Source organism: Streptococcus sp. Marseille-Q5112, assembly GCF_916700555.1.
Lineage (GTDB): Bacteria > Bacillota > Bacilli > Lactobacillales > Streptococcaceae > Streptococcus > Streptococcus symci.
The window spans coordinates 200461-217413 of sequence record NZ_CAKAKP010000002.1 but is presented as its reverse complement, the minus strand read 5'-3'; the positions used below and the strand labels follow the sequence as shown (position 1 = coordinate 217413).

Annotated in this window: 8 protein-coding genes; 7 read left to right on the top strand and 1 reads right to left on the bottom strand. The window is 39.8% G+C overall.

Features of this window, described 5'->3' with window-relative positions; translation table 11 throughout:
• On the top strand, window positions 1-3780 hold a 3780-nt coding region (locus LG372_RS02960), incomplete at its 5' end, for an SIALI-17 repeat-containing surface protein (protein ID WP_225742085.1).
• 235 nt (window positions 3781-4015) lie between these two features.
• Here the strand turns inward: LG372_RS02960 and LG372_RS02955 are convergent.
• The gene (locus tag LG372_RS02955) at window positions 4016-4564 is read right to left on the bottom strand and encodes an NADPH-dependent FMN reductase (protein ID WP_225742084.1); all 549 of its coding nucleotides are present in this window, start codon (window positions 4562-4564) and stop codon (window positions 4016-4018) included.
• 392 nt (window positions 4565-4956) lie between these two features.
• On the opposite strand from LG372_RS02955, the gene LG372_RS02950 reads away from it, so the two are divergent.
• The 6 genes from LG372_RS02950 (at window position 4957) to LG372_RS02925 (ending at window position 16675) form a co-directional block, all read left to right on the top strand.
• A complete protein-coding gene (locus LG372_RS02950) occupies window positions 4957-6153 on the top strand; it encodes an MFS transporter (RefSeq protein WP_225742083.1) in 1197 nt (398 codons plus the stop codon).
• 291 nt (window positions 6154-6444) lie between these two features.
• Entirely contained in the window at window positions 6445-6933 is a 489-nt protein-coding gene (locus LG372_RS02945) for a DUF5590 domain-containing protein (RefSeq protein WP_225742082.1), read from the top strand.
• Window positions 6930-8108 (top strand): pyridoxal phosphate-dependent aminotransferase, encoded by a 1179-nt coding sequence (locus tag LG372_RS02940; protein WP_070842862.1) that lies wholly within the window; start codon window positions 6930-6932, stop codon window positions 8106-8108. Before LG372_RS02945 ends, LG372_RS02940 begins: the two co-directional genes overlap by 4 nt.
• A 16-nt stretch (window positions 8109-8124) precedes the next feature.
• Window positions 8125-9468, top strand: coding sequence for an asparagine--tRNA ligase (gene asnS / locus LG372_RS02935; RefSeq protein ID WP_413252013.1), 1344 nt, complete (start codon window positions 8125-8127; stop codon window positions 9466-9468).
• A 249-nt stretch (window positions 9469-9717) separates the two neighbouring features.
• A complete protein-coding gene (locus tag LG372_RS02930; protein ID WP_225742081.1) occupies window positions 9718-15660 on the top strand; it encodes a mucin-binding protein in 5943 nt (1980 codons plus the stop codon).
• 157 nt (window positions 15661-15817) lie between these two features.
• Window positions 15818-16675: a bifunctional methylenetetrahydrofolate dehydrogenase/methenyltetrahydrofolate cyclohydrolase gene (locus LG372_RS02925; protein ID WP_049552281.1), complete on the top strand. Its 858-nt coding sequence runs from the start codon at window positions 15818-15820 to the stop codon at window positions 16673-16675.
• Window positions 16676-16953: the final 278 nt, after the last annotated feature.

Genomic DNA, 16953 nt, shown 5'->3' with positions numbered 1-16953 from the left:
AACATCAAGGGACCTAAAGGGGACAAAGGTGAACAAGGTCTTCAAGGTCGTGATGGTCAAGACGGAGCCCAAGGTTTACCAGGACGCGACGGACGAGATGGCGCAGCAGGTCGTGACGGACGTGATGGACGCGACGGTAAAGACGTCTTGAACGGCAAAGTTAACCCAGAAGCAAATCAAGGTAAAGACGGTGATAAATACGTCAATACAGAAACAGGCGACGTCTTCGTTAAGAATAACGGCAACTGGGACAAAGAAGGCAACATCAAGGGACCTAAAGGGGACAAAGGTGAACAAGGTCTTCAAGGTCGTGATGGTCAAGACGGAGCACAAGGTTTACCAGGACGCGACGGACGAGATGGCGCAGCAGGTCGTGACGGACGAGATGGCCGCGACGGTAAAGACGTCTTAAACGGCAAAGTTAACCCAGAAGCAAATCAAGGTAAAGACGGCGATAAATACGTTAATACAGAAACAGGTGACGTCTTCGTTAAGAATAACGGCAACTGGGACAAAGAAGGCAACATCAAGGGACCTAAGGGTGATAAAGGTGAACGTGGAGAAGATGGTAAGACTCCAGAAGTAACTGTAACTCCAGGTAAAGATGGTCATAGTACCGACATTACATTCACTGTTCCAGGTAAAGATCCAGTTACAGTAAATGTTAAGGACGGAGAAAATGGTCTGAACGGTAAAACTCCAAAAGTTGATTTGCTTCGTGTCGAAGGACAAAACGGCAATCCATCTCATACAATTGTGACATTCTATACTGATGAAAACAATGATGGTAAGTATACTCCAGGAACTGATGAACTTCTAGGTTCTGAAATGATTAAAGATGGTGCTAAAGGTGCGGACGGACGTGATGGTAAATCATTGCTTACTGTCAAAGATGGTAAAGAAACTAAAGTTTACCAAGAAGATCCAGCACATCCAGGTCAACCATTGAACCCTGAAAAACCTCTTGCAGTTATTAAAGATGGAGTGGACGGAGTCTCTCCAACAGTAACAGCTGTTCGTAAGGATGAAGACGGTCATAAAGGTGTAGAAATCACTGTTGATAACCATGATGGTTCACAACCAACTACAGTCTTTGTTAAAGATGGTGCTAAGGGAGAAACTGGTGCAACCGGTCAGGATGGCCAAACTCCTACAATCACTACTCAACGTGGACAAGATGGTCAAAGCACTCTTGTAACTATCACAACACCAGGTAAAGATCCAGTAACCTTTACAGTAAAAGATGGTAAGAATGGTAAAGATGGACGTACACCAACTATTGACTTAAATGCATTGGTGGAAGCAGTTAGAAGAGGTGTTGGATCAACTTCTAATTCACAACCTTCTGGAACATCAAGAAGTGCAAGAAATAGAAGAGCATTACCAGATGAAGATAGAAGTGCAACTGAGTCATCAGAAACAGTACAACCATCAACTACAGGTTCAACAGGTTCACAACCAGCAACTGCAGGTTCAACAGGTTCACAACCATCAGCTACAGGCTCAACAGCATCACAACCAACATCAACTCAACCTAAACCATCAGGTGAATATGCGGGAACCGAAATAAAAGCATATTATGATAATAATAATAATGGTGTATTTGATGAAGGTGATGAGTTGATATCAAGTACTGTTATTCCTCCTGCTCCAAAAGGAGAGAATGGTAATGATGGTAAAGATGCTATAAGAGGAGCTGAATTATTAAGTGGAATTATAGCTCCAAGGCCAGAAGATGGTAAAGACGGTGATACTTATATCGACGCCAATACAGGTGATGTTTACAAGAAAGAAAATGGTTCTTGGAACAAGATTGGTAATATCCGTGGACCTCAAGGAGTAGCCGGTGAAAAAGGCGACAAAGGTGAAAAAGGTGAAAAAGGTGAAAACGGAGCTAATGGAGCAGACGGTAAATCACCAGTTGTAAATGTAACGGACAATGGAGATGGAACACACTCTATTACTGTTAGAAACCCTGATGGTTCTGAATCAACAACTAAAGTTAAAGATGGTAAAGACGGTAAAACTGCCAATATCACTACAACAGAAAATCCAGATGGAAGCCACACAATCACTGTAACAAATCCAGACGGAACAACTAAAGAAACTGTTGTTAAGAATGGTAAAGACGGTAAGACTCCAAAAGTTGAAGTAACGGATAACGGAGATGGAACTCATACTGTTAAAGTTACAGATGGAGACGGTAATGTTACCAACGCTGTCATCAAAGATGGTAAAGACGGTAAAGCTGCAACAGCAACTACAACAGAAAACCCAGATGGAAGCCACAGAGTAACAATCACTAACCCAGACGGAACGAAGAATGAGTTTGTTGTTAAGAATGGTCGTGACGGTGTTGACGGACGTACTCCAACCGCATCTGTTCGTGACAATGGGGACGGAAGTCATACAATCGTTATTACAAATCCAGAAGGTGTGACAACTGAAACCACAGTTCGTGATGGTAAATCACCAAAAGTTACTATTACTGACGAACAAAATGGAACTCATAAGATCTCAGTTCTAAATGGTGACGGCACAACTACTGAAACAATTATCAAAGATGGTAAATCACCAGTAGCAACTGTTACTGACAACCATGATGGTACTTACACAATTCGTGTAGAAAACGGTAATGGTACTGTTTCTGAAACCACAGTTCATGACGGTAAATCACCAACTGCTAAGGTTGTGGATAACGGAGATGGAACTCACACTATCACAGTTGTGAACTCAGACGGTACAACTACAACAACTACAGTTCGTGATGGTAAAGAACCAAAACTTGAAGTTATTGATAACAACAATGGTTCACACACTATTAAAGTGACAGGAGCTGATGGTAAAGAAACTACAACTACAATCTTTGATGGTAAATCACCAAAAGCGAATATCGTAGATAACGGAGATGGAACTCACACATTAACAATCGTAGATTCTGATGGTCGTCAATACAAATCTATTATCAAAGATGGTAAAGACGGTAAAGATGGCGTTTCACCAACTGTAACTGTTAAAAATAATAACGACGGAACTCACGTTGTTACAATTATTAATCCAGATGGAAGTAAGACAGAAATGGTGATTAAAGACGGTAAAGATGGTAAATCACCAAAAGTTTCTGTTGAAGATAATGGAAATGGTAGTCATACAATCACAATCATCAATTCTGACGGAACTGTGACGAAAACAGTTGTTAAAGACGGTAAAGATGGTCGCGATGGACGTGACGGTAAAGATGGCAAAGATGGTAAATGTGGATGCCAAGACAAACCGGTAACACCATCAAATGACAAACCAGTTCCTCCAACACGTAATGTGCCAGAAAGACCAACGTTTGCAATGCCAGAACCACCAGTTCACGAATTGCCAGAATTCAACGGTGGTGTTCCAGGAATGCCAGAAGTTCATGAATTGCCAGAATTCAACGGTGGTGTACCAGGTATGCCAGAAGTCAATGAACTTCCTAATCCAGAAGTTCCAGGAATGCCAACACCTCCAGTCCATGAAATTCCAGAATTTAATGGCGGAGTACCAGGTATGCCTGAAGTTAATGACAAACCAGGTTCAAACATTCCTGAAGTTCCAACACAACCAAATCCAAATGTACCAGTTCAACCGGTAACACCATTAACTTCTAACCCAGTAGCACCAACTACAGGTAAAGAAAATCATGGTGACAAATTACCTGAAACTGGAAGCCAATCTGATTATATCTCTGTTCTTCTAGGTAGCGGTATTCTATTGAGCCTATATGTAGGTCGAAGAAAAGAAGATTAATCAGCAACAAGCAGTCATTAATTTCTCGAAAGAAGATGATAAGTGATAGATCTCGAATGAAAGAATATTCTTAGAACGATTTTCCATGATGGAAAAGACTGCTAAAAACCTTGAGTGGTAACGCTCAAGGTTTTTTTGGATGTCTGATGTTTGTCTGAAAATCTTGTTTGAGAAATAAAAAGCCACCCTATGAGGTGGCTATAATTGATTTAGACTTCTTAAAATTCTCTATTTTTTACTGAATTGCTGCGACCAAGTCTTGAGCTTGTTTTTCAAGTGAGTTTAGGACTGTTTCTTCAAGAACCAATTTTCCGTCTGCCCAGGCAGAGTCGTTAACACGTGCAGCAGTAAAGTCACCAACTACTTTTGTACGGATAAATGGCAAAAGGTCCTTGTAGATAGCGAAAAGTTGATCGTGACCTGCATTGGCTACAGATGATACTGTGACAAACTTGTCTTGAAGGGCAGAAGCGCCACGTGTATCAGACAAGTCAAGGGCACGAGATAGCCAGTCAAGCAAGTTTTTCACTGTACCAGGGATAGAGAAGTTGTAGACTGGAGAGAAGATCCAGATAGTATCCGCAGCGAGAACCGCTTCACGAGCAGCAGCTACAGCTGGATGTGTTGGAACTTCCAAATCTTGGCTGAAGAGAGGAAGGGCTGAATAATCAAGGTAGCTAACTTCCGCTTTACCAGCAAGTGCTTTCTCAGCTTCGAGGGCCATTTGGTGGTTGAAAGAACCTTGACGTAGTGATCCTATGATAAATAATACTTTTTTAGACATGATGTGTCTCCTTTTTCTTAAATTTCCGAGAAGTCTCTCGTTGTTATAAAATATATTACAACAAAACAAAAGGACTTGCAAGAAATTTGCTCAGAGTTAATTTGAAAACGATAAAATTACAGAAACTCTAGTCACTTGCGACTGAAATGCATTTGGTTTTCGCAGAGCATTCCTATATTCTCTTGTAATATGATGACATAAGTGCTAAAATAAACAAGAAAACTCGCAATAGAAACCGCAGAACGGCTATTTTCCGGTATCGTTTCATAAATAATTAAAGGAATAATAATGGCATTGAAGAATGCTTCTAAAAAGGGGTGGAGATCATGTAAGGCACAGATTAACAAGTGACGGACAAAAGAAATAATAATACACTTGTTAAAGGAGAAAAGATGTTAATAAGAAATTATCGGAAGAATATTGGCCTGATGGCCGGGGTTGAGTTTTTTGCATTTTTAGGGATTACCAGTTTTTGGATTCTTTTTCTCAGTCAAAATGGAATGTCTCTTTGGCAGATTGGACTTCTGGAGAGTATTTTTCATACGACCAGTCTTCTCTGTGAAATTCCATCTGGTATGTTAGCTGATCGTTATTCCTATAAGACCAACCTTTATTTAAGTCGAATAGCAGGAATTGTGTCCTCTATTCTTATGTTGGCTGGGCAGGGGAATTTTTGGATTTATGCACTAGCTATGGCGGTGAGTGCCTTGTCTTACAATTTTGATTCAGGAACAAGCGCAGCAATGGTCTATGACTCGGCTGTAGAGGCTGGACTAAAGGAGCGTTACCTATCCATTTCAAGTTTCCTATCAGGGGTGTCAGAAGGAACTCGTTCTTTGGGGACAGTGTTGGCCGGATTTTTTGTCCATGGCCAATTGCACCTGACCTACTATATCATGATTGCCACTTCTATCATAGTTCTTTTCCTGATTTGGATGCTGAAAGAGCCTAGTGTCAAGGTAGAAAAAGCTGATAGTGTGACCATGAAACAGATTATGTGGACTGTTAAGGAAGAGTTGAAGCGAAATCCCATGCTGTTCAACTGGATGATTTTGTCTCAGATTGTTGGTACACTCATGTGCATGTTTTATTTTTACTATCAAAATCAGTTACCAGATTTAAGTAGTTGGCAAATTTCAGCAGTTATGCTACTTGGAAGTCTCTTGAATATCGTCGCAGTCTATCTAGCGAGTAAGATTGGAAAGAAATATGCTGCCTTGAAGCTTTTCCCTGTCCTCGTCCTGCTGACTGGAGTTACCTACCTGCTGTCCTACTTTGGAACACCTCTAATCTATATTTTGGTTTATTTGATTAGTAATGCTCTATATGCTCTTTTTCAGCCGATTTTTGATAATGATTTGCAAGAGCGGCTCCCAAGTGAAGTAAGGGCAACCATGCTGAGTGTCTACTCTATGATGTTTAGTCTAAGTATGATTGTCTTCTTCCCACTGACAGGCTGGTTGATTGACAATTTAGGCTTTGTAGTAACATTTCTTTATCTAGGATCCTTTTTAGTCATGATTAGCCTTCTACTGACTATCTTTTTAGGAAAAATGGCTAAAAGAATAGATGATAAAATGATTCCATAGATTAAAAGAATTTCTGAAAACTTGAGTGCAAGCTCAGGTTTTTTAATACGGTGATTTCGCTTGTGTCTATGCTTTTCTCTCTCGGTTTTAAACAAGAAAAATCGGTTTACTTTGAAGGAAGAAATAGAATTGGTTTCTTATACTCAATGAAAATCAAAGAGCAAACTAGGAAGCTAGCCGCAGACAGTACTTGGGTACGGCAAGGCGAAGCTGACGTGGTTTGAATTTGATTTTCGAAGAGTATTCTTGCATTCACTTGTAATAAAGCCCAATAGATGGTAAAATAGACGAGTGAAAAAAAGACAAAATAAAGCAAAAAATAATCTACTGTGGCAGTATGGTCTAGGGATGACGATTTTGTTTGTGGTTATCAGTGCTTCCTTTCTGTATCTGGTTTCTCTTAGTATGAAACCTTATCAAACAGCTAAAAGTGAAGGAGAAAAATTAGCTCAGCAGTATGCAGGATTAGAGCAGGCTGATCAGGTTGATTTATACAATGGCTTGGAATCTTATTACAGCGTTCTTGGTCGTAATAAACAGCAAGAAGCACTTGCTGTCCTGATCGGAAAAGATGACCATAAGATTTACGTTTATCAGCTAAATCAGGGTATTTCACAAGAAAAAGCAGAAGCGGTTTCTAAGGAAAAAGGAGCTGGCGAGATTGACAAGATTACCTTTGGCCGTTATCAAGACAAGCCAATCTGGGAAGTCAAGTCAGGCTCCGATTTTTATCTAGTAGATTTTGAAACAGGAGCATTGGTCAATAAGGAGGGCCTATGAAACTATCCAACCGTGTTTTAGAAATGGAAGAAAGTGTGACCTTGGCTGCTGGAGCCCGTGCCAAAGCACTGAAGGCTGAGGGAAGAGATATCTTGTCTCTAACCTTGGGTGAGCCAGATTTCACTACTCCAAAAAATATCCAAGATGCCGCCATTGCATCGATTCAAGAGGGGCGTGCTTCTTTTTATACAGTAACCTCAGGCCTGCCAGAGCTCAAGGCAGCAGTCAATACCTACTTTGAGCGCTTTTATGGCTATTCTGTAGCGCCAAATCAAGTGACAGTAGCTGCAGGAGCAAAATATTCTCTCTATACCTTCTTTATGGCTGTGGTCAATCCAGGTGATGAAGTTATCATCCCAACCCCCTACTGGGTCAGCTATGGAGATCAGGTTAAGATGGCAGAGGGTGTGCCAGTCTTTGTTCCTGCTAAGGAAGACAATCACTTTAAGGTGACTGTAGAGCAGTTAGAAGCAGCTCGCACAGACAAGACCAAGGTTTTGGTGCTGAATTCACCATCTAATCCGACAGGTATGATTTACACCCGTGAGGAACTCTTAGCAATCGGGAACTGGGCTGTAGAAAAGGATATTCTCATCCTAGCAGACGATATCTATGGGCGCTTGGTCTATAATGGCCATGAGTTCACACCTATTTCTAGTCTATCAGAAGCGATTCGCAAGCAAACAGTGGTTATCAATGGTGTGTCTAAAACCTATGCTATGACTGGCTGGCGTATTGGCTATGCCGTTGGAGAAGCAGACATTATCGCTGCCATGTCCAAGATTGCAGGTCAAACAACTTCAAACCCGTCAGCAGTAGCCCAGTATGCAGCAGTTGAGGCTCTATCAGGCGAGCAAGATACGGTGGAAAGCATGCGTCAGGCTTTTGAGGAACGTCTCAATACCATCTATCCCCTTCTTGCTGAGGTGCCAGGATTTGAAGTGGTCAAACCGCAAGGAGCCTTCTACCTCTTCCCAAATATCAAAAAGGCAATGGAGATGAAAGGCTATACGGATGTGACAGAATTTACAACCGCTATCCTAGAAGAAGCTGAAGTAGCCTTGGTCACAGGAGCTGGATTTGGAGCGCCAGAAAATGTCCGCCTCAGCTATGCGACAGACCTAGACACGCTTAAAGAAGCAGTTAACCGCTTGAAAGCATTTATGGAAAAATAAAAGAAAAGGAAAAATAATGACAAAACGTGTAACGATTATCGATGTAAAAGACTATGTTGGTCAAGAAGTGACGATTGGCGCTTGGGTTGCCAACAAATCAGGAAAAGGGAAAATCGCCTTCTTGCAATTGCGTGACGGGACAGCCTTCTTCCAAGGTGTGGCCTTTAAACCAAACTTTTTAGAAAAATTTGGTGAAGAAGTGGGACTTGAGAAGTTTGATGTCATCAAACGCTTGAGCCAAGAAACGTCTGTTTATGTGACAGGTATTGTCAAAAAAGACGAACGTTCTAAGTTTGGCTATGAGTTGGATATTACAGACATCGAAGTAATCGGTGAATCTCAAGACTACCCAATCACACCAAAAGAACACGGAACAGACTTCTTGATGGATAACCGTCACTTGTGGCTCCGTTCTCGTAAGCAAGTAGCTGTGATGCAAATCCGTAACGCTATCATCTATGCAACTTATGAGTTCTTTGACAAGAACGGCTTCATGAAATTTGATAGCCCAATCCTTTCAGGAAATGCGGCAGAAGATTCAACTGAACTCTTTGAAACAGACTACTTCGGAACGCCAGCCTACTTGAGCCAATCAGGTCAGCTTTACCTAGAAGCAGGCGCTATGGCCCTTGGTCGTGTCTTTGACTTTGGTCCTGTATTCCGTGCTGAAAAATCAAAAACACGCCGTCACTTGACTGAATTCTGGATGATGGACGCAGAGTACTCATACTTGACACATGATGAGTCACTTGACTTGCAAGAAGCTTATGTGAAAGCTCTTCTTCAAGGTGTTCTTGACCGTGCACCTCAAGCCTTGGAAACCTTGGAACGTGATACAGAACTCTTGAAACGCTACATTGCAGAGCCCTTCAAACGTATCACTTACGATCAAGCCATTGACCTCTTGCAAGAGCATGAGAATGATGAAGATGCTGATTACGAGCATCTTGAGCATGGAGATGACTTTGGTTCACCACATGAAACTTGGATTTCAAACCACTTTGGTGTGCCAACATTTGTCATGAACTATCCAGCAGCCATCAAGGCCTTCTACATGAAACCAGTTCCTGGGAATCCAGAGCGTGTGCTTTGTGCAGACTTGCTTGCTCCAGAAGGCTATGGAGAAATCATCGGTGGGTCTATGCGTGAGGAAGACTATGATGCCCTTGTAGCTAAAATGGATGAACTTGGTATGGACCGTACAGAGTATGAATTCTACCTTGACCTTCGTAAATACGGTACAGTCCCACACGGTGGATTTGGTATCGGTATCGAACGTATGGTAACCTTCGCAGCAGGAACAAAACATATCCGTGAAGCCATTCCATTCCCACGTATGTTGCACCGTATCAAACCGTAAATAAAAAGTTATTATAATAAAAAGAAGGGTAATTCCTTCTTTTTGTATTTTGGGTACAAAAATATTATACAAAAAGCGAGAATATATAGAACATTTTGGTTGACTGATGTTAAAAACATATGGTAAAATTGGATGATGAGTATTGTGTTGTGGTTTCGTTAAAGAAGGTGTTCTTTAGCAGGAGAGGAAGGGAAAACTGATGACTTCAACCTTATTCTAAATTAACATATATATAAATAAGGAGAAAACATGTATTCAAGAATGGAAAAATACCATGGTAGAAGAGCCCAGCGCTTTTCTATTCGTAAGTATAGTTTTGGTGCGGCTAGTGTTCTTTTGGGGACTGCTCTTCTTTTAGGAGCAAATGCTGTTAAAGCTGATGAGACAAACACTGATTCTGCAAAGGCTACAGAAGTTACAAATTCTGATAAACAGAAATCTGATTCTGGTTCAACAACACCCGTTGTTGAAGAACTTCCTGAATTAAAGATTGATGCTGTAAAAGCAGATGAAAAACCTGAAGTAAAAGAAGATGCTAAAACTGAAGCTAAACCTGTAGCAGAAAAAGAAGTTACCGTTAAAGCTGAAAAAGAAAAGCCAGCTAAAGATCAAACTGATAAAAAAGAAACAGATAAAGAAAAAACTGCGAAGATCGAAACAGAAAAAGCACAAGATGAAGTGAAGACAGTTCTTACTCAATTAACTTCTGAAGCTGAGGTTATGGCATCTGTAGCCTCAAACTTCTCAGATAAAGAAGTCAAAGATGAAGCGGCTAAAAAAGAACTTGCGGTTAAGATTGAGGCAGTGAAACTTGAAGTAGCGAAGTCTAATGATTTGCTTTCATCCGATGCATCTAAAGATCAAATGGTAGCTCAAGTGAATCGTCTTTCTGCTGCCATTGAAGCAGTTTATACGGAAATGAAACGTGCTGGCCATGCAGGTAAAGTAGAATCGGTATTAGCTGCTACTGCATCAAAAATTACAGGTAAAGATGTTTTTAAAGATGGAGAAACAGTTAAAGCTGTAACAAACGCTTATGTTGATATGAATGCAGATAATACGGCTCCTACAGGATGGGGATTTGATACTACTATTAGTACATCAACTCTTAAAGCAGGTTCTATTACAAAAATTGAACTTACTAACTTAGCTGAGTTAGGTGCTGGTTTGGCAAATAATACGGAAATCAGAGCGACTGATGGAACAGTAGTTGGTAAAGTTAAATCTATCGACTTTAAAACAACTACAGGAAACAACAATAATAAATCTGTACCATATTGGGCACAACGTACACAACGTGGTATGACTTATGACCAACGTGTTGCTGAGCAACCAGCGGTAGCTAACGAAACTGGAACATATACTTACAACATCGAGTGGAACGATAAAGTAAAAGACTATCCGAATGTGTCGTTTGGAGCGAGTAATTTATCGGGTGATGGATATTTAGCTCCACAAATTTCAAAAGACACTCCGTATACAGCGACTATTAAAATTGATGGGCGTACAGTTCTGGAACATACTTATACAAGAAAAGGTCAACAACCTAGCTATCAAAAACAAGGTACGAGTGCATCACTAAGTGAAAACAATGGATTGACATACCTTAACAATGAGCAAATAGGTAGAAGTGATTCAATCGTATTAAAAACTGATTCAGATGTTCGTTATGGAGTAGGATCTAAATTTACAATCAAACTTCCAAATGCAGATTTTACTGAATTCAAAGAACTTGAAGGAAGTTCTAACTTTGTAAATGGATTAAATACAGCGTCTACTATTAACCCTAATAAAGGAGATAGTATTACATATCGCCCGCAAAACCGTTGGTCTAATGCTAGAGCTAATGAAAACAATGTATGGATTTTACAAGATGGTCGAGATACTGGTTTTACATTAACACCTAGATTAATTTCACCAACGGAATTAGAACTTACTGTTACAGAAGGAACTATTCAAGAAGATTCTATAGTCTCTATGCCTCTTCAATCTTTAGGTATTGAAAAAGTAATAAAAGACAAAACTCTAACAAGTGAATATTCTAATATTACTTATGAAAATGGATTAATTAAACAAGGTTATGTAGGAAACGATAAAACTGCAGCAACTCTTACTGTATCAGGTGGAGAATCTATTAACGGTGAGAAAGAAGATGTTATAACTACAGTGCCAAACGGTTGGAGTGTTAAAGGTGATGGTAAAGTTCAAGGTGAGCCACCAACAGGTGCTGTTGTTAGAACATTCAAAGATTTAGTGACAGGTGAAGTTATAGGTTTTGAACCAACAAGATATACGGGGAATATTCCTTTAAGTGAAGATGGTTCAAAAGATTACACTAATGTACTTGGAAACAAATATGATGTAAGTAATGATCACGTAGACTTAGTTAAAGAAGTTAATGGAGAAGAATACATTCTTGCAGATCTTCCTCCTGAAAACGTAAAAGGAACACTAAGTGTTACGAAGACAAGAGCAAGAGATTTATATTCTGAAGAAGAATTAAAAGCTAAAGGTATAAATGGATCTGCATTTGTTACCCCAGCAGAGTATGATTATGTTAAGAAAACAAAAGTAGAAGAAGTAAACCGTACAATTAAATTTGTATACGCTGACAATGTTGCAGGCTTAGCGGGTACTGATGTATTCCCATCACAAAAACAAACTGTAAGTTACACAGGTTCAATCAAGTTAACTGCACAAGGTAAAGCGGTAATTAACTCTGAAGACAAACCAGTTTATATTAACTGGAAAGGAACTAATGGTCAAAGTACTGATCTTCCAGAACTTGCAGTACCACAAAAAGAAGGGTATATCGCAAGTGTTGAAAAAGTACCAGTACAAGCAACAACAGCTACAGATGAAGATTACGAATATGTTGTTAAATATACAGCAATCCAAAAAGCGAAAACAACATTTGTAGACGAAAAAGGAAATGCAATTCCAGGAGTAGCTGAAATTACAGAACAAGGTGGATCAGAAACTCCATTAACAAAAGAAGCTGATGTTAAAGCTAAAATCAAAGAACTTGAAGATAAAGGATATGAATTAGTATCTAATACATACCCAGAAGGTGGTAAGTTCGATACGGATAAAGATACAGATCAAGAGTTCAAAGTAACACTTAAACAAAAAGAAGTTACAGTAACACCAGATCAACCAAAAACACCAGGAACTCCAGTAGATCCAAACAACCCAGACGGACCTAAATATCCAGCTGGCTTGGAAGAAAAAGATCTAAACAAAACAGTAACACGTACAATCACTTATGTGTACGAAGATGGAACTCCAGTATTAAATGAAGATGGAACACCAAAAACAGTAACACAAGAAGCTACATTCACACGTGAAGCAAAAGTGAACTTAGTAACAGGTGAAGTTACATACGGAGACTGGACACCAGCACAAGACTTAGCTGAAGTTAAATCACCAGTAGTTAAAGGATACTTAGCTGACAAAGCAAGTGTTGCGGTGGTAAATGTAACAGGTGATTCTGAAGATATTAAAGAAGTAGTAACATACAAACCACTAGGATCATGGGTACCAAATATCCCGGGACAACCAACAAACCCAATCAAATATCCGAATAATCCAGATGATCCAACAAAACCAGGAACTGATAAACCGGTATTACCATACGTACCAGGTATGACTCCAAAAGATGGAAATGGACAACCACTTAAACCAGTAGATCCACAAGATCCAACTAAAGGATATGTCATTCCAGATATTCCAAACGATCCAACTCAAAGTACGCCGATTAACTACGTAAAAGATACTCAAAAAGCTAAAACAACTTTCGTAGATGAAAAAGGAAACCCAATTCCAGGTGTTGATGCTATTACTGAAGAAGGTGACTCAGATACACCACTTACAAAAGAGGCTGATGTAAAAGCGAAAATCAAAGAACTTGAAAACAAAGGATATGAATTAGTATCTAATACATACCCAGAAGGTGGTAAGTTCGATAAAGATAAAGATACAGATCAAGAGTTCAAAGTAACGCTTAAAGCTAAAGAAGTTACAGTAACACCAGATCAACCAAAAACACCAGGAACTCCAGTAGATCCAAATAACCCAGATGGACCTAAATACCCAGCTGGCTTGGAAGAAAAAGATCTAAACAAAACTGTTACACGTACAATCACTTATGTGTACGAAGATGGAACTCCAGTATTAAATGAAGATGGAACACCAAAAACAGTAACACAAGAAGCTAAATTTACACGTGAAGCTAAGGTCAACTTAGTAACAGGTGAAGTGACTTACGGAGATTGGACTCCAGCTCAAGACTTAGCTGAAGTTAAATCACCAGTAGTTAAAGGATACTTAGCTGACAAAGCAAGTGTACCAACTACAAAAGTAACTGCGGATTCAAAAGATGCTACAGAAGTAGTAACCTACAAACCAATCGGATCATGGATTCCAAACATCCCAGGTCAACCAACAACTCCAATCAAGTATCCAAATGACCCACAAGATCCAACAAAACCAGGACAACCAACAGAAGTGTTACCATACGTTCCAGGATTCACTCCAGAAGATAAAGATGGCAACCCACTTAAACCAGTTGATCCAACAGATCCAACAAAAGGATATGTAGTACCAAACATCCCAACAGATCCAAGTCAAGATACAGTAATTAACTACGTAGCAAACAAAGCTAAACTAGTAGTTAAATATGTAGATGAAAAAGGCAAAGACTTAATCCCTTCAGAAACAACAGAAGGAAAAGTAGGAGATGAGTACACAACAACTGGAAAAGTAATTCCAGGACACCTACTTGTTCGTGTAGATGGAGACGCTAAAGGTAAGATTGGCACAGATGGTTCAACAGTAACATATGTGTACAAACCAATCGGATCATGGATTCCAAACATCCCAGGACAACCAACAAGCCCAATCAAGTATCCAAACGATCCAGCAGATCCAACAAAACCAGGGCAACCAACAGATGTGTTACCATACGTACCAGGATTTACTCCAGAAGATAAAGATGGCAACCCACTTAAACCAGTTGATCCAACAGATCCAACAAAAGGATATGTAGTACCAAACATCCCAACAGATCCAAGTCAAGATACAGTAATTAACTACGTAGCAAACAAAGCTAAACTAGTAGTTAAATATGTAGATGAAAAAGGCAAAGACTTAATCCCTTCAGAAACAACAGAAGGAAAAGTAGGAGATGAGTACACAACAACTGGAAAAGTGATTCCAGGACACCTACTAGTTCGTGTTAAAGGAGAAGCTAAAGGTAAGATTGGAAAAGATGGTTCAACAGTAACATACGTTTACAAACCAATCGGATCATGGATTCCAAACATCCCAGGTCAACCAACAACTCCAATCAAGTATCCAAATGATCCAGCAGATCCAACAAAACCAGGTAAACCAACAGATGTGTTACCATACGTACCAGGATTTACTCCAGAAGATAAAGATGGCAATCCACTTAAACCAGTTGATCCAACAGATCCAACAAAAGGATATGTAGTACCAAACATCCCAACAGATCCAAGTCAAGATACAGTAATTAACTACGTAGCAAACAAAGCTAAACTAGTAGTTAAATATGTAGATGAAAAAGGCAAAGACTTAATCCCTTCAGAAACAACAGAAGGAAAAGTAGGAGATGAGTACACAACAACTGGAAAAGTAATTCCAGGACACCTACTTGTTCGTGTAGATGGAGACGCTAAAGGTAAGATTGGCACAGATGGTTCAACAGTAACATATGTGTACAAACCAATCGGATCATGGATTCCAAACATCCCAGGACAACCAACAAGCCCAATCAAGTATCCAAACGATCCAGCAGATCCAACAAAACCAGGGCAACCAACAGATGTGTTACCATACGTTCCAGGATTCACTCCAGAAGATAAAGATGGCAACCCACTTAAACCAGTTGATCCGAAAGATCCATCAAAAGGATATGTAGTACCAAACATCCCAACAGATCCAAGTCAAGATACAGTAATTAACTATGTTCCAAATCCTAGGGAAGTAGAAAAACCTGCTAAACCAGCTCAACCTTCTAAACCTTCTAAACAAGAAACACCTAAATATGTTGAAGGTCAAAAAGAGTTGCCTAACACAGGTACAGAAGCTAACGCTAGTCTAGCATCGCTCGGACTTCTTGGAGCACTAGGAGGATTTGGACTTCTTGCTCGTAAGAAAAAAGAAGATTAAATCTAATTAGATTTTCTAATAAGAATAAGGAGTTGGATGGAATATCCGCTCCTTTTTCTTATAGTTTGAAACTATAGGATTGCCTAGGAAAGAAGTGTTAGAGGGGACTAACAGTTTTTGGTATAATGGAAGATATTTGAAAGAAAAGAGAAGTGATATGACACAGATTATTGATGGGAAGGCTCTAGCAGCTAAGTTACAAGGACAGCTGGCTGAAAAGACTGCAAGATTAAAGGAAGAAACAGGTTTAGTACCTGGTTTGGTGGTGATTTTGGTTGGGGACAACCCTGCCAGCCAAGTCTACGTTCGAAATAAGGAACGTTCTGCCCTTGCAGCTGGTTTTCGTAGTGAAGTAGTCCGAGTTCCAGAAACCATTACCCAAGAGGAATTGTTAGACTTGATTGCCAAATACAATCAAGATTCAGAATGGCACGGGATATTGGTCCAGTTACCATTGCCAAAACATATTGATGAAGAGGCGGTTTTATTAGCCATTGACCCAGAAAAGGATGTCGATGGTTTTCATCCGCTAAACATGGGGCGTCTTTGGTCAGGTCATCCAGTCATGATTCCTTCGACACCTGCAGGGATTATGGAAATGTTCCATGAATATGGGATTGACTTGGAAGGTAAAAATGCGGTCGTCATCGGTCGTTCCAATATCGTCGGAAAACCCATGGCCCAGCTTCTTTTGGCAAAGAATGCTACAGTGACTTTGACTCACTCACGGACTCATAATCTTGCCAAGGTGGCTGCTAAAGCAGATATTCTGGTGGTTGCAATCGGTCGTGCCAAGTTTGTGACTGCTGACTTTGTTAAACCTGGAGCAGTTGTCATTGATGTTGGGATGAATCGCGATGAAAATGGGAAGCTATGTGGTGATGTTGATTATGAGGCAGTTGCCCCTCTTGCTAGCCATATTACACCAGTTCCTGGAGGTGTCGGTCCTATGACCATTACCATGCTGATGGAGCAAACTTATCAAGCAGCACTTCGGACATTGGATAGAAAATAGGAAAAAAGAAGGTAGAATAATGTCTTACCTTCTTTTTATATAATGCAGTCTAAAATGATATGAGTCCATAAACTATAAATTTGAAGTATGAAAATGCTATTAATAGAATGAAATTTGTATTGGAAAAAGTCTAGAATGAAAGCTACTTTCATTGCCTATTTCTTTTGAATGAACTTATCTTGCATACCATTTTATTAGGTTAAATTGATGGAAAATGATTGCAATTTTAGGTGTGTTTTGATATATTTAATATATAAAATATATTATCGAACTTGGTA